Raw genomic sequence first — 18121 nt, 5'->3', positions numbered from 1 at the left:
TTTCCACTTTTTGCATCCCACGCCTTGCAAGTTCAAATAAAACCTCTATATTTGCACTCGCAATTCCAAAATGGTGCCATAGCTCAGTTGGTAGAGCAAAGGACTGAAAATCCTTGTGTCCCCGGTTCGATTCCTGGTGGCACCACTGAATCAGAGAGAGTTACAAAAGTGACTCTCTTTTTCTTTTTGGTTATTTTTAGGTGTTTTTGACCGTTTTGTCAACCAATTTGTCAACCAGAAACTAGAATTCAGACATAAACATGGAGTAATCAAATACAAAAGATACTTAACCACTATTCTTGTGAAAAATTGAAATTTAACATACTCCAAATACACTTCTTTACTCTACAAACTCCTATAGAGAACCCACTGTAAACCTACCCAAGACCTAGGGTAATAAGTACATAGTGCCGATGCTACTCTGCTTTAACTCCAGCATTTCTATATTGGAGATAACAGGAAGTTCAGAGGATAAACGGAGCATAACTGAAGATGAGGTAGGATTACGGTATTACTTGGGTAGGTTTACAGTGGGTTCTCTATAGATTCACCATAAAAAACAATGAAAATTCCATGTTTAGCCGTATATTCGCGAAAAACAGCACACGAGTCATGCAACAACCTGAACAATACTATCACGGCAAATTAGAAGAAGTAACCGCACTGTTGAAGAATCACAAACAGAAACGGAACGGGATCACGCTAGTAAAAATCATCCTATTCCTCTCGGCCGTCTTTTTTATATACACGTTTGCGAACACGAGTGCTGTCGTTTACCTTTGCGCTTTCTTTGTAGCGATTGCCTTGTTTATAGTTATAAACATTTTTGAAACCAAATTATTGAAGAAGATCGCATTCCTGAGTGAATTGAAAAAATGTTCGGAAGTGGAGTTGGAATATCTGGCGGGAAATCTGCAACACCTCCCCGCGGGAAACGAATATAAAGATCAGACGCATCCTTACGCGCATGATCTCGATCTTTTCGGTGACAGCTCGCTTTTTCAAGCGGTCAATCGGACGGTGACTCCTCACGGGAGGGAAAAGATGCGCCAATGGTTGCTCAATCCCTTGAAGTCAGCAAAAGAAATCACCGCACGGCAACAAGCGGCAAGCGAGTTAAGCGGCAACCCGGACTGGTGTCACGCATTCCGTGCCACGGGAAACAGTCAACGGGTATCCCCTCTCGCCATACAACAAATCGAAAAATGGCAACAAGAGCGGGAATCATTGCCCCGTTGGATCACACCGTTTCTGTATATTCTCCCGGTAATCACCATTTCCGCATGGATATTGAATATCTTTTCCGTGATAGCTTGGAATCTCCCGTTCACGCTTTCCTGCTTCTCGCTCATTCTTTGCTATGTCCCGGCGAGCCGCACGCTTCGGGCGCACCTGCGGTTAGATGAATTTACACGTTCGTTCAGCAACTTGCACGAATTAATTCATCATTTTGCCGACTTCCCGTGCCATAGCAGCCAACTGCTATCCGTTCGAGAGCAATTGTTCTCCATCTCCTCGAACGCGGACACGGCACTCCGTTCCCTGCGCAAGATTCAAGAAGGTTTTGACCAGCGTACTAACGTATTGGTCGCCATATTACTGAACGGGCTACTATTACGGGAATTGCATTTACTCAAACGACTCGTGGCATGGAAACGGGAATACGCCGAAGCCATCCCGGCATGGGTAAACGCCACGGGAGAACTTGACGCTCTTGTCAGCCTCGCCAATTACAAGTACAACCACCCGGATTTTGTCACTCCCGCGCTGAACACGGACGTGATCCTGCGAGGTGCGGCTATCGGGCATCCCCTGCTATCCGCCGAAGGTTGCGTGACAAATGATTTCGGGATTGACCGTCTTCACGAGTTCTATATCATCACGGGGGCTAATATGGCAGGTAAAAGTACATTCCTGCGTGCAGTCGGGGTTAATCTAGTGCTGGCTTGCTGTGGTGCGGTGGTACGTGCCTCCTCGTTCGAGTTTCAACCGATGGCGATATTTACCAGCATGCGCACGGTTGATGATCTTGCCAAGGGCACCTCTTATTTTCATGCCGAACTGCTTCGCCTGCAAAAGCTGGTTACCATGGCAGAGCGGGAAGAAAAAACATTTATCATTCTCGACGAGATACTGAAAGGAACGAACTCCCGCGACAAACTCAACGGTTCCCGTCGTTTCCTGCAAAAACTACTGACACTTCCCATTGCCGGACTCGTTGCCACGCATGATCTGGAACTCGGTGCGCTTGCGGATACTCAACCGGAGCACTATTTCAATCGTTGTTTCGAGATCACTCATACCGATGATGACATCGTGTACGACTACAAGTTGAAACCCGGTATCAGTCAAAATATGAATGCTTCAATATTATTGGAAAAAATGAAATTGGTCTAAATACCCTATCTAAATTCTAAATACGTGAACCTTTCAAGCTTTTTCCCCGTTTTACTTCTAAAACAAAAAAGCAATGAAAACACACGCATTATTATTCGTATCTATCATCATCGTCCTTTGCGGATGCAAAAATAAAACAAAAACAAAAGAAGCACGGCAACCTGCAACATCCGTGGATACCGTGTTAAGTGCCATGCCGACCTCCGCGGCCGATTACTATTTTGCCGGAGAATACGTGCTTACAGGCAAAGAAGCAACACTAAAAGATTGTGCCACGGGGAAATCGCTTTCGATTACCTTCGGTGAGGTGGCCTACAAGGTTGAGAAAGAATACAAGGCATTACATCTACCCGAGGGGACTCCGGTATACGCTCAATTTTATGGTTATATTACCCCCAACGATGAGGTTGAACAAATTCCCGGACAGCAGCTCGTTATCACGCGTGCCATCAGTCTTAACCCGGAAACAAAATGTCAGGCATCACGTCTTTTAACCGGAAGTTATATCACCTATATTCCCAATAATATCAAACCGTCCGAGAGATTCACGTTCACGCTTTATCCCGACTATACTTATAGATTCAGCATTCTCGATATCGCAGCCAATACCACAAGAGAAGCCAACGGGACATGGTATTTGTTAAAAGAAGATTACATCCAGTTTGCCAGCAACCCGCTCACGAATTTCCGTAGCGAGGCCTTCGTCAATTACGATAAAATGGAATTGATATTCAAAACCAGCAAACGGGTGTATTACCGGACAACGGCAGAATAATATCAGAATCTCACCGCACTCAACGGAAGTGATATGTTGTCTTCAAGTCCGATCATGGCATTAATCAAGTATAATCGGTCATAACGACAAAGTTCACTCAACGGAACAGCACGCTCCCGCACGACACCCTCGTCAAGTAATCGCTGACGCCGGGTACCGTTGAGTAAAAACGTATCGGGCGTGTACAACCCCGTGGCATCTTCCAGCACGATATTAGAGAAAGAAGTGTCGGTAATCATCCCTTGCCGCACGACAAGTACATCGTCACACCCGTCCCGTCGCGCAAATACATGTTCAAGCGCGACACGATCGGTTGATTTGAAACGGTAGTCTATCGCGTTATCTTCAATCAACCGTAAAGAACCGATACGCCGAAAAGTATAGGGAGAGAAAGTCACGTCCCTTATTACCGTATCGTACACGACACGACACTTCACCACCCCTTGGCGTGCCTCATCAGGTACAACCATTCCGGCAACATCCCATTCCAAGGGACAACCGAACACAGCAAGGGAAGTAGCCCTAGCCCTGTATTCGTGATAAGCCAAATGGCAAAATTGCCCGTTATTCACTCTGATTGTTTCCACGAAACTACTTTCCATACCGTATATATTTAATTATCACAAAACGGCAGATACACCTTTTCCAACACTTCTTTATATTCCGCTTCCCGGTCACTATTGATCGTGATTCCCCCGCCACTACGGAAATAGAACTTTCCGTCCCGTTGCTCGATAAACCGGATCATTACCGCCGAATCGAATCCTTCGCCGTCAAAATAACCGAATACACCCGTGTAATAACCTCTGGGTTCCTTTTCCGCACGGGCGATAATATTCAGAGTCGAGGGTTTCGGCGCCCCGGAAATGGAACCGGCAGGCAATAGCCCGAACACGATATCTCCTAAACGGGAGAAACAATCTCCAGTCAGATCTCCCGCCACTTCGGAACTCACTTGAAGTATTTCCCCGTTACTTGTACCCAAACGATCGATATAACGGAAACGAGGAACCCGCACCCGCTCGGCAACCCGATTCAAATCATTACGGATTAAATCCACGATGGTATAATGCTCGGCACGCTCCTTGTAATCTTCAAGAATCACCCGCTCGGCATCCGGCACACGGGCATCAATGGTTCCTTTCATCGGAAAAGATGAAATCACCCCGTCCTTGATTCGCACGAAAATCTCGGGAGAGAAGCAGACAAATTCACCCGGCACCAACAAACGATACGGGGAACGTGCCCGATAAAATATCCCCTCCAAAGTCCAATCCGTTTCAAGAGCGGTCGCGACAGTCAAATTTAGTAAAAACGAATCCCCTCTCATCAATCCTTGCCTCACGACATTAAACTTCCTCTCGTATTCCTCACGGGAAACCGGATGTCGCTCGAATAATCCTCCTGTCGGAACATTTTTGCTTTCCGGTACATTGGTCACACCTCCTACTTCAAAAAGAATGTCCTGCTGTTGCAAAGGAGAAGGTATAAAAAAGCCTTTTGTCAACTCGAAATCCACCCCGAACAAGAATGGTTCCCGCCGACCTCCCGACAGATTCATTCGCTCTCTTATTTCATTCGCGGTCATCCTATTTTAGATTTATGATTTTAGATTTATGATTTCCGCCCCGCTTACCGACGAAAGAGTTCATTTTCAATTTTCAATTCTCCATTTTCAATTATAAAAGAGGTGCTTCAAATAAAGCGGCTTCTCCTCTCCTTCCGCGTTATAAAAACTCTCTAGATAGCGGTTAAAAGGCAGTCTTCCTTCTTCCGCATAACGTACGGCGTCCCCCGTGATATCTTCAAAGGTAATTGTCACATCCCGACGAGGTACGAAAAAAATGAAATTCGCCAATACGTAAAAGATAGCTTTCATATAAGTCCACAAGAAATTAGGAGATTTCCCCGTCTTGGCCCTAGACCACATACTCCCCCACAATCCTTGAATCCGCATACCGACCACTCGCGTTCCGTTCGGCAACTGGCGGCACACTTGCCACGCACCCTGTTTGTTGCCGACATGCTCCAGCCCGCCGTTGGTCAACTGTCCTGCCGGATAAATCAACACGTTTCTGCCTGCTGCCAAAGCGTCCACCACGACCTTGTTCAATCCTGCCACGACTTCCACGCCCCGACGGCTTTTTTCAAGATCGGGAACCCGCACGGCTCCCATCAAATGAAGTATCTGTGCCACAACGGGAATCTTAAAATACCCTTCTGTCACTAACGGGGATACATCCGTGTAACGCAATAATTGAGAACACACGATCTGCGGATCGACCGAAGCCTGATGATTCGGCAGAAACAATGTTGTCTTCGACTCCGTCAACAATTTCGCTCCTTTCAAATGTACCCGGTAACGGGAACTCAACACGCCCCGGTAAAAAGCTGCCAATACTCTTTTATACCTTGCTACCATAAAAAAACTTTACTATCCTCAACTTACGGAACCGTTCCCGGACTTCAACCACCCTGACAAACAGGATGAAAGTTATCGCGAATGTCAGTACCGCAAGAAAAATAAACACAATTCTGGAATCAAAAAACATATTTATCGCCCCGAAACATCCCGAAGCAAAAAGCATAAACAAGAATGTGATCAAGTTAGAATAAGCCAACATATCCCCCAACTCCCGTCCTTTCACGTTTGCCTGAATCCAAGCATCCAACGGAACCTTGAACATCCCGCTGAAAAACGCCGCGAAGAATACCAGTACGGCAAAGAACACCCCCCCCGCGTCAAAAATAAAAATTGCCAACAACATCAGTCCCGTGGTAATCCCCCCGCACGGCACCAACCCTAATTCGACATCATGACGGGATAACACTCCCGCCAGATAACATCCCGCCCCGATACCGATAGCCGCCAACGACATCACGATACCCGTTTCCGAATCACTCATCCCTAAATCGGAACGGCAATACACGATAAGCACCATCTGTATCATGGAACCGATAAACCAAAATGTGGCAAGTCCTACCACGATAAGGTTCAATCCTTTAAAAGCTTTCGCACGCAAGAACATATCTTTCACGAACTTCAAGGGATTCAACGTCTCGTGACTCTCTTTCAACGGTTCGCTCTCGTTCGCACGAATCGTCAGACTCGACAACCAACCGAATAACGCCATCCCGAAAAGGATCGCACACAACACCGGAATACCCGCGCTTTCCGATAGGAAAGCAGCCATCAGCGTTCCGGTCAGAATCCCCACGAAAGCAAACATTTCCATTGCACCCGAACCGAAAGAAATACCCTCTTCACCCCCGATATCTCGTATCAATCCGTATTTAGAGGGCGAAAATAAAGCACTTTGCAATCCCATGAGAAGGATAGAACCCAACACGAGCGATGTCGAGTGCGCCAGAAACCCTGCCGCGGCCACGAGCATGATCAACATCTCCGCGAACTTTGCCCATACCACGATTTTCCGTTTCTTGTATATCTTCGCCAAACGTCCCGCCAACGGGGAAAACAATAAATAGGGAATTACCAATGCAGCCGATGCCAACGTGACGACCATTGACTCGTTCTCTTTACCCACCCAAGCGATACAAATAAAGCACGCTAATGTCTTCAGGAAATTATCATTCAATACTCCTAAATAATTCGTGAAGAACAGGGAGAACCAATTTTTTCTTTTTGCCATAACATACACTTATAACCAACAGACTACAAGTTGCAAATTCATTGCAACCCCGGGAATCACGCGCTTCTCCCGAAAAACTGTCAGGTCAAAGGTAGTTTATTTAGCTCCGAATTCCTACTTTTGCAACCGAAAGAGTTTATAAAGTTTGCAAAGTAAAAAAACAAATTGCCTTCATGAAACGCATTCTAGTCATTGACAATCACGATTCTTTTGTCTACAATCTCGTTCAGATTTTACGGGAATGTGAAAATTGCCAATTCGATATTGTCTACAATGATAACATAGACTTTTCCGCTCTTGACCGCTACGACAAACTTCTGCTCTCGCCCGGTCCCGGCATCCCGACAGAAGCAGGCAACCTGCTCCCTCTCATAGACCGGTGCAAACATACACACTCCATACTTGGCGTATGTCTTGGACATCAGGCAATAGCCGAACGTTTCGGGGCTCGCTTACAACAATTGGATCATCCCAAACACGGGCACGCGAGTCCTCTTTTTATTACCGACTCCGCGGACACGCTTTATCATGAAATCACCACCCCCGTGCAGGTAGGACGTTACCACTCTTGGATTGTTGACCCGCGAACGCTTCCTCCATGCTTGAAAATAAGCGCCGTTGACGAAGAGGGCAATATCATGTCTTTTTATCACGAAAGCCTCCCGCTCCACGGAGTCCAATATCACCCGGAATCCATCATCACTTCTCATGGAAAGGAAATCATAAGCAACTGGATCACCTTGTAATTCAACCTATTCCCCGACAAGCGACAAAGAGAGGCTTCGATGCTGACTTTCCCCGGTCAAAACCGAACCAGTACTCCTTTACCCCATCCATGAAATAATATACCCTCATCACTTCCGTGTATTCACCCGTTACAACCGTGATGCCTCCCGGAATTTCACTATTCCAAGGTTTCAACCGTTTGCCCGGTTCTTTGGCAAAAGGAATACCCGCCACGATCCACGCCACGGAAATATCCGTTAAAAATGCCGGATAACGATCTTCACAAAATTCATATAACAGGACTCCCCGTTTTTCCAGACTCAACGGTTGTTCCAGTAGTTCCAACCTCTCCAACCACGACAAGAAATCCGGCAAGAAATGTTCATCATGAACTATCAAGCGGCGCACCACTTCCTGCCATGCCGCGGCGTTATAAAATCCGTCTATCAAGCGGGACAATAACCGGGCTTGCCGTAAATCCTCCACGCTCATCTCCCGGGTACACAACACCTCGTAAGGTACATCCGGAGAATATATTATTCCCAAGCTCTCTGCCTCCTCCCGCATCACCGTGCCGGGTAACAATTTCAACAACTCCAATTGAATTTCACCCGTGCCGAATGAAGCCAGCCCCCGAACGTCAGCAACCATCTGTTCCAAGGTATATAAAGGCAATCCCGCTATCAAGTCGGCATGCACGACAAGATTAGGCAACCCCGCCAAATAACGCAAACCATCCAAAGCCGCCTGTAAATTACCGATTCGACGACAGGCTTGCAGTACTTCTTCCCGCAGACTTTGTATCCCCGCTTCCAAATGCAATAAACCCGTCGGTAACTCCCGCAACAACACCTTCACCTCATCGGAAAGCAAAGCGGGGTGTATCTCCAGATGAAAATGCATCGCGGGGGCAAACTCCCGGAACAGTTGCAATAAACGAATAGCCCGTTCCGAGCTCCCGTTAAACGTGCGGTCGAGCAAACGTATATCCCGGATGCCATGCTCCCGGATAACAGTTAATCTCTCCCGTATTCGCTCCACGGAAAGCACCCGCACAGGTTTCTCCGCACCACTCACGCAAAACGCGCAAGTATTAAAGCACCCCCGTGTCGTTTCCAACTGCACGAAAGGCTTTGACCAATCAAAGAACCGACTGGTTTCCGGTACTTGTAACTGCTCAAACTCCATCACCCTCGCTAATCCGCCGTCATGATACACTCCTTCGGCATCCAACCAGCAAAGTCCCGTCACCGAATACCAATCCTCCGAACGATCATATACCCTCAACCACTCGTGAAAACCGATCTCCCCTTCCCCGCGGAACACGCAACTCACGAAACGGTATCTTCGTAAATACTCCCCGTTATCACCCAACATCTCCGGCCCGCCGAATATAATCGTACATTCCGGCAGCAGAGCTTTCACCCGCGAAGTTATCTTCAATAACACCTCATGAGTAAACAACCATGCCGTGGCAGCCAATATATCCGGTTTCTTCTCCACGATCTCCGCGACCACACTCCCCACGTTTGAATTAATCGTCGCCGAAACCTTACTCCACGTGACATCCCCTTCATCTCCTTTCACTTGCGCGTGAATCGCCGGAAGAGCCAAAGAAGAATGAGCGTATGACGAATTCAAATCCAACCAAACTAATGAGTTCATAAAGTGTATAATGTTATAAGGTTTATAAAGTTCCGGAAGACTTCCAAGATTTCGAGGGCGAAAGATAATAAAAAAGTTCATAAGGTAATCCTTCAAACAGAATCTTACCTTATGAACTTTACCAACCTTATTAAACCTATTGATGCAAATGTATATCCATTTGCGGGAAAGGAATATTCAGATTCTCCTGCGCGAAAGTCTTGTACACTTTTTCGTTCATATCGAAATAAACACCCCAGTAGTCGGCGGAATTTACCCAAGCACGAACCACGATATTCACGGAACTCGCACCTAATGAAGTCAAGGCTATAAAATAAGGCGGCTCTTTCAACACACGGGAATCAGCATCTAATAAACGAGCTAATACCTCTCTCGCTTTCGTGTAATCATCCCCGTAAGCGATACCGAACTCCCAATCCACCCGACGAGTCGGTTCCTTGGAATAATTCTTCATCAAGCCGGTTGACAAACCGCCATTCGGGATAATGATCACCTTATTATCAGCCGTGGTAAGTATCGTATTAAAGATCTGTATCTCTCTCACCGTACCGCTTTGTCCTTGTGTTTCAATAAAATCGCCCACCTTGAAAGGTTTAAACAACAAAATCATCACTCCCCCGGCAAAGTTCTGAAGTGTACCGCTCAACGCCATACCGACAGCAACACCGGCAGAAGCGAAGAGGGCGATAAACGAACTGGTTTCAATTCCAAGTATTCCAATAATCACGATAACCAATAACAAATTCAACGTGATACTCACCAAACTCCTTACAAAGGTAGTCAATGAAGCATCCACTTCCCGTTTGGTCAGAATCTTGTTCACCAACTTGTTCAATCGCCGCACGATCCAACGCCCCACGATCAGAACAATAACAGCAAATAAAATTTTAGAGCCAACGGTAATCCCCAAATCTACCATCCTGCTCAAAAACGCATCCATAGAAACATTAGACGGATTTGTAAATAATTCTTCCATACTCTTTTTTTATTTATCTAGTTAATAATTAAATTTTCATTCAACTTCTCTCGACTCATTTCCTGTAAATCGGGAAAAAATCGTTCGAATATACCCTGCAACTGTACCCGGTTCGCCGCGAGAAATCCAATGGCTTTATCCGGGTCTACTCCCAGATTTTTATACTCGACCATAATCTCCAAAGAACGCCGGATTCCCGCTAATGAAGCATACTTCACCAAACGGTTGGTGAGAATAAAATGCCACAGGAATCCTTTGAAACGCTCCGGTAAATAACGGTAATTCACAATCAACGAAGCGTAAAACCCGAAAGCAAACCGTCGCAAAGATTTTCCCGTGTAGTGTCTGAAACCCGTTGCAAGGAAATAATCAAAAAAAATATCCGTCATCACCCCGGCGTATCTGCCAAATTCTCCTCTTGACAGTTCGATAGCTTCATGCACTAACGGGTGGTGATCCGTGTAATCATCTATCGCCCTGTGCAGCAATATTCCTTTCCGGAAATCGGGGGAAAACTTTTTATAGGCATGCCCTTTCACCGCATCCCCGACAAAATTTCCAATTTGTATCTTCCGGTTATCTCCTGAAAGAAATATATGTGCCAAATAATTCATCTTACTACTCGGATTCAACGTTAATTGCCTATAACAAGTTTCAAATGAATAGGACTATTTTTAACAACTCTACCCACGCGAAAATAACAAAAACCTCGGACTATTTAATTATCTTTGTCAAATAAGCAGGGCAAATAAGCATATAAACGTTGTAAATCAAATGAAAAAGATTCTATATTGGAGCATCCTTTTTTTGGCATTGGCACTATCCTCTTGTAGTTCATCGCGGCAACTCGCCGTCCAAAAAAGTAAAACAGAGCAATTATCACGTAAATTGGGCTTCACCGTGAGCAAACGGGACAACCTGCCCCTGTTTGAAGAAGTAAGTCTTTGGCTGGGCGCCCCCTACCGTTACGGGGGAACCACTCGCACGGGAGCTGATTGTTCGGGCTTCGTGGGAGCGGTGTACAAGAATGTCTATCATAAATCATTGCAACGTACGGTCGCAAACATGTATAGCAAAGATTGTCAACGCATCGGGAAACGAAGGGTAAAATCCGGTGACCTCGTGTTCTTCAACTTCTCCAAAAAGAAAAGGCGAGGATTAACACACGTCGGTATATTCCTCAAGAACGGCTATTTTGTCCATGCCAGCACCTCGAAAGGAGTCATCGTTAGTCACCTGAGTGAAAACTATTATAAAAAGGGGTGGAGAAAATCCGGAAAAGTCTGGTAGTTCCCGTTTCCTCCCAGCGACCGGAAATAAAAACATCATTATTCGGAACAAGACCGGAAACGGGTATTGTTTTTTCTTTAACCACCCCGGTTCCGGCAAAAAACTGAAACCCGATCTTTGCACCGGAGCCGGGAAATAACAGTAAACGAGAAATCACCGTATCGGCAGACGCGGGAATATCTCTCGAATATATCCCCGTGTAGGAAGTCGTATCGCCGGCTGTTGCTTCTGTCAACAACACGCGGGAACTTATTCCCTCCACCCGATAGCGTACCGAATCGACTTGGTCGGGAATACCCGTTATCACCACGGTCAAACGGCTTACCACCCGACTTAACACGACAAAAAGAGGTGTACTCTCGTCAGCACCCGGTTTCATCTCCACTTCTCCCATGAAATAAGCCTGTTCCACCCCTACCGGGGGAAATGGCAAATACCCCTGCTCCACGCTTCCTCCCCAGGGTGGTTCCACATACTCGTTCGACAGGTCATTAGCCAGATAATAAAATCGATACAGTCCTGCCGGCAGAGTCATTTTCAACATTTTGGAATTTGCAACCGATGCCATACCCGATTCCAAGTTATGGATATCCCCCGCCGTCAAATCCGCCACCTTTTTATAATAAACAAAAGAATCGTCCGTCTCTTGAAAAGCGAATACGGCAAGAGAATGAATATACTTTTCAAAAGACGCTCCCTCCTCTATCGCCATCTGTATACTCACTCTCTTCAATCCTTCCGTGTTACTGGTTCCTCCTTCCCAATCCGATTCCTTCTCGCAACCTAATAACCCGAATATTATAACAATCCCGTATATCCCTATTCTTTTCATTGCCATTCGTCACCCGACGATTTCTTTTTAACGTTATGAACTAAATCACAATCGACGGTTCCTGATCCACGTTCCATTCCACGTTTACCATCAAATCAAAAGTCAGATCAATCTTCCATTGCTCACCCGGTTTCTCCGTGTTCACCGTTGCCGTCAACCGAAGAATTGTATTTTCTTGCAATGTATATTGCGGGAGAGTCGACGTTATCTCTTGCCCGTTATCCAAAGTGAACGTCACCGAAAACGTGGAACGGGTAACCGAAGATGCCGTGGGAAGAGAGATAGAAGCCACGATCACGCTATCTTGAACACTCGAGAAATTATAAGAAGAACTCTCGCTCACATCGATCACGGGAGTCGCTTGAAATTGTCCGCTCATATCAAAAGCCCCGTAAGTATTCTGTGTTTCCAAAGTTATTTTCGACACGACTTCGGGTACATCTTTCAAGGTAAGTACAAACATGGATACTTTTCTATTCAACGTCAATGTCGGCGTTGCCGTCATCTGCTCTCCCAAAGTTACGGGATCTGTTATTCCCCAGAAAAAACGGGGAGCCTCGGTTCCGTCTGACACGGAGGCAATCACTTCCTCCATCGTATTACCTATCGTCACACCGCTCAACGAGGCGTTCGGCAACGCTTCCCCGGTTTCACTCAAAACATTCGCCAATCCCACCACTTGATAAGTCCCCACGGGCAACTTACCTATCGTCACATTCTTCTTCGCCGTGAATCCGGGTGCGACAGCTCCGTCGCCAGCTTCAAGCGCTTTCAATTCTGCCTTCGTCAATACGGAACTCTGGTATAACACGTATGTACCCTGACGATTTTTCCGAAAAGTCAACAAATTCAACGATTCCACGTAATTGGTAAGATCATCGTTGATGACCGTCCCGACTCTACTCGTAACGGTTAAATCAATACTTTTATTCCCTGCCGGAATAACCGTTTCCTTGTCATCGTCATCACTACAGCAACTAATTGCCATACCCATGATGACCGCCAAAATTAATAATGCAAATTGCTTCATGCCTTCATTCGTTAGTTTAGTTTCCTTTTATAGCGAATGAAGACATTCAATTGTTTCAATATCCCGGAGAGTCGTTCATTTTTTGTTTACAGGTCCCGAACACGGTACGCTAAAAAGATTAACCGGATTACCTTTTCCTGCCGTAACCGCAGCATAAGTACGGTATCCCCCGTTCAAGTTCAGCACGTTGTATCCCAATTGCATCAATACCCGCGCAGCAATGTATCCCCGTAAACCGATAGCACAAAAGACCACGATCGTTTTATCTTTCGGTAAATTCCGATACTCGGCACGCGATCCGTCCAAAGGAATATTCACGGCACCTTCTATACTACCTTCCGCGAATTCTCCCGGCACACGGACATCGACCACGAGCGTGCTTTCGGTATCCATCGCTTGAAACTCGCGCCAGCTAATCATCTTCACCTTTCCGCTCAACATATTATCTGCCACGAACCCCGCCATGTTCACCGGATCTTTTGCCGAAGAATAAGGGGGTGCGTATGCCTGTTCCAATTCCATCAGATCGTACACGGAACCACCTTCCCGTATCACTGCCGACATCATTTCCAATCGCTTGTCCGCCCCGTCCGCGGCGACCACTTGCGCTCCCAGCAATTTCCCGTCTGTCGGGGAAAAATTAATCTTGATATCCATCATGATTGCCCCCGGGTAATACCCCGCGTGCGAAGCCCCGTGAATAATAGCTTCCCTGTAAGGGATCTGCAACCGTTCGAGCATCTTCGCCGACAAACCCGCTGCCCCTACCGTCAAGTCGAATACCTTCGCGATAGCCGTGTTGATCGAGCCTTTATATTTTCTCCGGTTACCGTAAACTGCGTTATCCGCGCAAATTCGTCCCTGTTTATTAGCGGGACCCGCCAAAAATGCCAGAGCCGGACGACCGCTCACGGGATTGGGAAACTCTATGGCATCACCCACCGCGTAAATATCCGGATCGGAAGTCTGCAAATACTCGTTCACCTTGATTCCTCCCGTTTCCCCGATCTCCAACCCGGCAGCTTTTGCCAAACGGGCATCCGGACGAACCCCGATAGAGAGCAGTACCATGTCTGTTTGCAATATCAACCCGCTTCGCAGCACGACTTCCATACCTTCCCCTGTCTGCCGAAAGGCTGTCACTGCCTCTTGTAGGTAAAGTCCCACGCCCTTTGCTTTAAGATGCTGGTGTACAATCGCCGCCATCTCGTAATCCACGGGAGTCATCACCTGATCGGCCATTTCCACGATCGACACGTCAATTCCGTACTCGTGCAGATTCTCCGCCATCTCCAAACCGATAAAACCGGCACCAACAATCACTACCCGCTTCACGTCACGCTCCTCCACGTACTCTTTCACCCGATCCGTATCGCTTACATTACGCAAGGTGAATATCCCGTCGCCATCGATTCCCGGTAACGGGGGACGCACAGGCTCCGCACCCGGCGATAGAATCAACTTGTCATACGACTCCTCGTAACGTTTTCCCGAATTCAAGTCGCACACCGTTACCACCTTTTTCCCCGGTTCTATTCCCTCCACTTCAGAACGTATCCGAGCTTCTATATTAAAACGAGCGGCAAAACTCTCCGGCGTCTGCACGAATAATTTTTGTCGCTCATAAATCACATCTCCAATATAATAAGGTAATCCGCAATTCGCGTAAGAGATATACTCACCTCTCTCGAAAAGGATTATTTCAGCATTTTCATCCAGTCTACGCAAACGGGCTGCCGTAGAAGCTCCTCCCGCCACACCACCGACTATCACATACTTCATACAATTTATTTTAAATGTCACATATACTGTTCTATAATTTGCTGTAACTGTGCGGCCTGTACCACACCGCTATTATTCCACAACATACGTCCTCCTTTAAACAACATGAGTGTCGGTACCGACTGAATATGATATTGGTACACCGGCTGACGATTAGCCGGGACATCCACATCCACCTTCAGAATAACCACCTTATCCCCCAACCGTTTCTTTACCTCTTCAAGTATCGGGTGCATCATCTTGCAAGGTCCGCACCAAGTAGCGAAAAAGTCTACCAATACCGGTTTGTCACCATTAATCAATTCGTTGAACTTGTCCATAGCTTTATTGTTTTCGTTAATTCATATCCGATATACGTCAATCGGCGAAGACAAGTTATTCCAATTTCGTCACTTTTATATCTTTACGGTCAATGTAATTCGGATAACGGAAAGCAGGCATCCCCAGTGCCATGATAGCATGGATATGTCCGTCTATCCCCAACGATTTCGCCAACCCTCTCTTGTTGTCCTGCTTGACGGCAGACATCACGAATCCCATATACACTTGACTGATGCCAAGGCTCTCCGCCATCAACGAGGCATTCTGATAAGCCAGATTACAATCTTCACACCCGAAACGATTCGACTCAGGTGTATGAATGAAAAGCAAAGCCGTGGCATGACGCAGTATCGGGTCATTCCCGGCTCGATCTTCCCGGAGCAAACGTTCAAAAACAGGCACATACCTGTAAACCCCTTTCAACAAAGGTTTCAACAGAGGTTTCAATATCGGATTCTTCAATTTCTTCAACACCCCGCCAAAAATACCAAGCGTATACTCGCTTACTTCACGCACCCGTTTCGGATCTGTAACCAACGTGAACGACACGCTCTGCGCGTTCGTCGCTGTGGGAGCCCGATGTGCCGCCTCCACGATCATATCCAACATCTCCGCCGGAACAGGTTGCTTTGTCATCGTCCGGTTCGAACGCCGTGCCTTGCACAAAAGCATCATCTGCTCAGGGGTCGGCAACAGCGTGTAATCAATCGGGTGTACTTTCTCCGCTGGGAAATCACTATGCTTCACCGCACCCGTCGGACACGCCGCAGCACAATGCCCACACCCGATACACATCTCCTCGTGCTCGATCCCCACGACTTCCCCCACCTTTACCTGTGTAAAAATCGCCGCCGGACAAACCTTCACGCACTTTCCGCATTTTATGCAACTGCTTTGGTCTATACTTAACGTCATATCATATCATTTTAAAGTTTATTTGGCTTCAATGATTATTACCACAAAAGCATCTTTTTATCCATGTACTTCTTCAATGAAAAACAACTCCTGCATCACGTCTCTTCCACCGTGTAAGGGGGGGAGCCGGAGGGGTTGTCCTCAATCTAAAATCATAAATCTAAAATTAATAAATCCACTTCCCGATATTCCGTTCCGCGGCGCTAAACTCCACGCCGACTTTTACCAGCTCACGCCCGTCCGCTTGGTAAGGGAGCAAGTATTTCTTGTCGTCAATTTGCTGTAAAGCCTCCTCGGCTGTCCCGTTCAACTTGAACTCGAAAACGTAAATGTACTTCGGCGTCTTCACCACGGCATCCGCCCGTCCCACGGCACTCTTCACCTCCGCGTCCGTGAACTGCCCCATTAACTTGAACACGAGGTAGAACACTACTTGGTAGTGTCGCTCCGTCTTGGTATTGAGTTCATACGGGAAATCCGCGAAGAAGGCTTGCAAACGTGACATGAAATCATCCACCTTTCCCACACGAAGCTCCTGCACGAACTTACCGATATAGAATCCCTTATCCTCGTCGGGAACCGAGGTGTAAAAAGGAACGAGGAAATTCATAAACCCGTACCGCACCTCATCATTGGGAAACTCCAGCAGATAATTCCCGAATTCCGCGTCGTAACCCTTTATCGTCAAGTACCCGCTCTGGTAAATCAGCGGGATCGGGTTATTGGCATCCACCCGGTACTCGGCGAACGAGGAAGATGGTGCTTCAAGACCGTCGAGCAATACCCGCAGGTCGTAATCGCTTTTCTTAAGCAACTCGACGAGGAAGGTCGGCGTACCCGTCTGGAACCAGTAATTGCTGAACTTGTAACCGTCGAACACGTTCAATACGCTGAAAGGGTTGAACACCCCTTCCGAGAACTCGCAAAAATGATAACCGTCATACAACGCTTCCATCTTGTCCAAGGCATCCTCACGCGTCAACCTGTTCGCCTCCGCCAACCGCTCCAGCTCCGGCGCAAACGTCGCTTCCAGTTCCTGCCGCGTGATGCCGCAAATCGTGGCGTACTGCGGTTTCATACTGATGTCGTTCAATTGATTCAAGTCACTGAACACGCTCACTTGCGCGAACTTCGTCACGCCCGTCAGGAACACGAAACGCAAATAACGGTCTGAACTCTTCAGTACCCCGTAGAATGCCTTCAACGTCTGGCGGTAATCTTCCAGCAAAGCGTCGTTACCCAAGGTTTGCAGCAGGGGCTTGTCGTACTCGTCCACCAGTACCACCACGCCACGTCCCGCCCGTTCACTCGCCCGGCGAATCACGCCCGAGAAACGAAGCGAAAGAGTCGGTTCGTCCTCTCCCTTGCCGTATTCAGCCTCCCATCGCGTCAAGTTATTGCTCAATATATCATTCAATTTCCGGGGAGAATCATACTTCTCCGCGTTCAAATCCAGATGCAACACCGGGTACTCGTTCCATTCCTTCTCCAACCCGGCAATCGCAAGTCCCTCGAACAACTCCTTCTTCCCCTCGAAATAAGCCTCAAAAGTCGACAATAACAGGCTTTTGCCGAAACGGCGAGGACGACTTAGGAAATAAGGGGTTTCCGTGGAAGCGATCTTCCAAATAAAGGCCGTTTTATCCACGTAAACATGGTTGCCTTCTCGAAGTTTTTCAAAAGTCTGTATCCCGATGGGAAGTTTGCGTGACATATTATCCATAACTGCTTTTCCGTTGTTTATCATACAAAGATAAAA

General features: G+C 47.0%; 16 protein-coding genes, 1 tRNA gene and 1 pseudogene. 5 read left to right on the top strand and 13 right to left on the bottom strand.

Features of this window, described 5'->3' with window-relative positions; translation table 11 throughout:
- The first annotated feature begins 72 nt into the window (after positions 1 to 72).
- From CS948_RS13035 to CS948_RS13025, 3 genes are all read left to right on the top strand, one after another.
- A tRNA-Phe gene (locus tag CS948_RS13035) sits at positions 73 to 145 on the top strand.
- A gap of 428 nt (positions 146 to 573) precedes the next feature.
- Positions 574 to 2397 carry a DNA mismatch repair protein MutS gene (locus CS948_RS13030; protein ID WP_099292156.1) on the top strand — a complete coding sequence of 608 codons (1824 nt, stop codon included), beginning with the start codon at positions 574 to 576 and terminating at the stop codon, positions 2395 to 2397.
- A gap of 73 nt (positions 2398 to 2470) precedes the next feature.
- Positions 2471 to 3172 carry a hypothetical protein gene (locus CS948_RS13025; RefSeq protein ID WP_099292155.1) on the top strand — a complete coding sequence of 234 codons (702 nt, stop codon included), beginning with the start codon at positions 2471 to 2473 and terminating at the stop codon, positions 3170 to 3172.
- Positions 3173 to 3174: 2 nt separating this feature from the next.
- Here the strand turns inward: CS948_RS13025 and CS948_RS13020 are convergent, their stop codons facing one another.
- From CS948_RS13020 to CS948_RS13005, 4 genes are all read right to left on the bottom strand, one after another.
- A complete protein-coding gene (locus CS948_RS13020) occupies positions 3175 to 3774 on the bottom strand; it encodes an aminotransferase class IV (protein ID WP_099292154.1) in 600 nt (199 codons plus the stop codon).
- Positions 3775 to 3785: 11 nt separating this feature from the next.
- The gene (locus CS948_RS13015; protein ID WP_099292153.1) at positions 3786 to 4760 is read right to left on the bottom strand and encodes an aminodeoxychorismate synthase component I; all 975 of its coding nucleotides are present in this window, start codon (positions 4758 to 4760) and stop codon (positions 3786 to 3788) included.
- 87 nt (positions 4761 to 4847) lie between these two features.
- Positions 4848 to 5594 (bottom strand): lysophospholipid acyltransferase family protein, encoded by a 747-nt coding sequence (locus CS948_RS13010; protein ID WP_099292152.1) that lies wholly within the window; start codon positions 5592 to 5594, stop codon positions 4848 to 4850.
- Positions 5578 to 6825 carry an MFS transporter gene (locus tag CS948_RS13005; RefSeq protein ID WP_099292151.1) on the bottom strand — a complete coding sequence of 416 codons (1248 nt, stop codon included), beginning with the start codon at positions 6823 to 6825 and terminating at the stop codon, positions 5578 to 5580. The genes CS948_RS13010 and CS948_RS13005 overlap by 17 nt, the downstream gene beginning before the upstream one ends.
- 173 nt (positions 6826 to 6998) lie before the next feature.
- On the opposite strand from CS948_RS13005, the gene CS948_RS13000 reads away from it, so the two are divergent.
- Positions 6999 to 7571, top strand: coding sequence for an aminodeoxychorismate/anthranilate synthase component II (locus tag CS948_RS13000; protein WP_099292150.1), 573 nt, complete (start codon positions 6999 to 7001; stop codon positions 7569 to 7571).
- Between the two features lies 1 nt (position 7572).
- Here CS948_RS13000 and CS948_RS12995 read toward each other — a convergent pair whose 3' ends face one another.
- From CS948_RS12995 to CS948_RS12985, 3 genes are all read right to left on the bottom strand, one after another.
- Positions 7573 to 9216 carry a B12-binding domain-containing radical SAM protein gene (locus CS948_RS12995; RefSeq protein ID WP_099292149.1) on the bottom strand — a complete coding sequence of 548 codons (1644 nt, stop codon included), beginning with the start codon at positions 9214 to 9216 and terminating at the stop codon, positions 7573 to 7575.
- A 136-nt stretch (positions 9217 to 9352) separates the two neighbouring features.
- Positions 9353 to 10192 carry a mechanosensitive ion channel family protein gene (locus tag CS948_RS12990; RefSeq protein WP_099292148.1) on the bottom strand — a complete coding sequence of 280 codons (840 nt, stop codon included), beginning with the start codon at positions 10190 to 10192 and terminating at the stop codon, positions 9353 to 9355.
- A gap of 17 nt (positions 10193 to 10209) precedes the next feature.
- Positions 10210 to 10806 carry an ACP phosphodiesterase gene (locus CS948_RS12985; RefSeq protein ID WP_099292147.1) on the bottom strand — a complete coding sequence of 199 codons (597 nt, stop codon included), beginning with the start codon at positions 10804 to 10806 and terminating at the stop codon, positions 10210 to 10212.
- A gap of 160 nt (positions 10807 to 10966) precedes the next feature.
- Here CS948_RS12985 and CS948_RS12980 point away from each other — a divergent pair, with 160 nt between their 5' ends.
- Positions 10967 to 11482, top strand: coding sequence for a C40 family peptidase (locus CS948_RS12980; RefSeq protein ID WP_255302009.1), 516 nt, complete (start codon positions 10967 to 10969; stop codon positions 11480 to 11482).
- Here CS948_RS12980 and CS948_RS12975 read toward each other — a convergent pair.
- The 6 genes and pseudogenes from CS948_RS12975 to CS948_RS12950 form a co-directional block, all read right to left on the bottom strand.
- Complete coding sequence (locus CS948_RS12975; RefSeq protein WP_099292146.1) at positions 11421 to 12320, bottom strand: FimB/Mfa2 family fimbrial subunit; 900 nt, start codon at positions 12318 to 12320, stop codon at positions 11421 to 11423. The two genes, CS948_RS12980 and CS948_RS12975, sit on opposite strands and share 62 nt — an antisense overlap.
- 34 nt (positions 12321 to 12354) lie before the next feature.
- A complete protein-coding gene (locus tag CS948_RS12970) occupies positions 12355 to 13344 on the bottom strand; it encodes a FimB/Mfa2 family fimbrial subunit (protein ID WP_099292145.1) in 990 nt (329 codons plus the stop codon).
- 138 nt (positions 13345 to 13482) lie between these two features.
- Positions 13483 to 15126: pseudogene (locus CS948_RS12965) on the bottom strand (FAD-dependent oxidoreductase); the annotation flags it as partial.
- A 17-nt stretch (positions 15127 to 15143) separates the two neighbouring features.
- The gene (trxA, locus tag CS948_RS12960; RefSeq protein ID WP_099292143.1) at positions 15144 to 15446 is read right to left on the bottom strand and encodes a thioredoxin; all 303 of its coding nucleotides are present in this window, start codon (positions 15444 to 15446) and stop codon (positions 15144 to 15146) included.
- A 55-nt stretch (positions 15447 to 15501) separates the two neighbouring features.
- Positions 15502 to 16362: a nitroreductase family protein gene (locus CS948_RS12955; protein ID WP_099292142.1), complete on the bottom strand. Its 861-nt coding sequence runs from the start codon at positions 16360 to 16362 to the stop codon at positions 15502 to 15504.
- Between the two features lie 166 nt (positions 16363 to 16528).
- The gene (locus CS948_RS12950) at positions 16529 to 18085 is read right to left on the bottom strand and encodes an ATP-binding protein (RefSeq protein ID WP_099294495.1); all 1557 of its coding nucleotides are present in this window, start codon (positions 18083 to 18085) and stop codon (positions 16529 to 16531) included.
- Positions 18086 to 18121: the final 36 nt, after the last annotated feature.

It is taken from the genome of Butyricimonas sp. Marseille-P3923 (genome assembly GCF_900184685.1).
In the GTDB taxonomy this organism is placed as follows: Bacteria; Bacteroidota; Bacteroidia; order Bacteroidales; family Marinifilaceae; genus Butyricimonas; species Butyricimonas muris.
This window is presented reverse-complemented; position numbering and strand designations above follow the sequence as displayed.

Excerpts from the sequence above, each read along its gene's own strand:
- CS948_RS13025 (WP_099292155.1), top strand. The coding sequence starts at position 2,471 with ATGAAAACACACGCATTATTATTCGTATCTATCATCATCGTCCTTTGC.
- trxA (WP_099292143.1), bottom strand. The coding sequence starts at position 15,446 with ATGGACAAGTTCAACGAATTGATTAATGGTGACAAACCGGTATTGGTA.
- CS948_RS13030 (WP_099292156.1), top strand. The coding sequence starts at position 574 with ATGTTTAGCCGTATATTCGCGAAAAACAGCACACGAGTCATGCAACAA.
- CS948_RS13015 (WP_099292153.1), bottom strand. The coding sequence starts at position 4,760 with ATGACCGCGAATGAAATAAGAGAGCGAATGAATCTGTCGGGAGGTCGG.
- CS948_RS13005 (WP_099292151.1), bottom strand. The coding sequence starts at position 6,825 with ATGGCAAAAAGAAAAAATTGGTTCTCCCTGTTCTTCACGAATTATTTA.
- CS948_RS13000 (WP_099292150.1), top strand. The coding sequence starts at position 6,999 with ATGAAACGCATTCTAGTCATTGACAATCACGATTCTTTTGTCTACAAT.
- CS948_RS12990 (WP_099292148.1), bottom strand. The coding sequence starts at position 10,192 with ATGGAAGAATTATTTACAAATCCGTCTAATGTTTCTATGGATGCGTTT.
- CS948_RS13020 (WP_099292154.1), bottom strand. The coding sequence starts at position 3,774 with ATGGAAAGTAGTTTCGTGGAAACAATCAGAGTGAATAACGGGCAATTT.
- CS948_RS12985 (WP_099292147.1), bottom strand. The coding sequence starts at position 10,806 with ATGAATTATTTGGCACATATATTTCTTTCAGGAGATAACCGGAAGATA.
- CS948_RS12950 (WP_099294495.1), bottom strand. The coding sequence starts at position 18,085 with ATGGATAATATGTCACGCAAACTTCCCATCGGGATACAGACTTTTGAA.
- CS948_RS12995 (WP_099292149.1), bottom strand. The coding sequence starts at position 9,216 with ATGAACTCATTAGTTTGGTTGGATTTGAATTCGTCATACGCTCATTCT.
- CS948_RS12955 (WP_099292142.1), bottom strand. The coding sequence starts at position 16,362 with ATGACGTTAAGTATAGACCAAAGCAGTTGCATAAAATGCGGAAAGTGC.
- CS948_RS12975 (WP_099292146.1), bottom strand. The coding sequence starts at position 12,320 with ATGGCAATGAAAAGAATAGGGATATACGGGATTGTTATAATATTCGGG.
- CS948_RS12980 (WP_255302009.1), top strand. The coding sequence starts at position 10,967 with ATGAAAAAGATTCTATATTGGAGCATCCTTTTTTTGGCATTGGCACTA.
- CS948_RS13010 (WP_099292152.1), bottom strand. The coding sequence starts at position 5,594 with ATGGTAGCAAGGTATAAAAGAGTATTGGCAGCTTTTTACCGGGGCGTG.
- CS948_RS12970 (WP_099292145.1), bottom strand. The coding sequence starts at position 13,344 with ATGAAGCAATTTGCATTATTAATTTTGGCGGTCATCATGGGTATGGCA.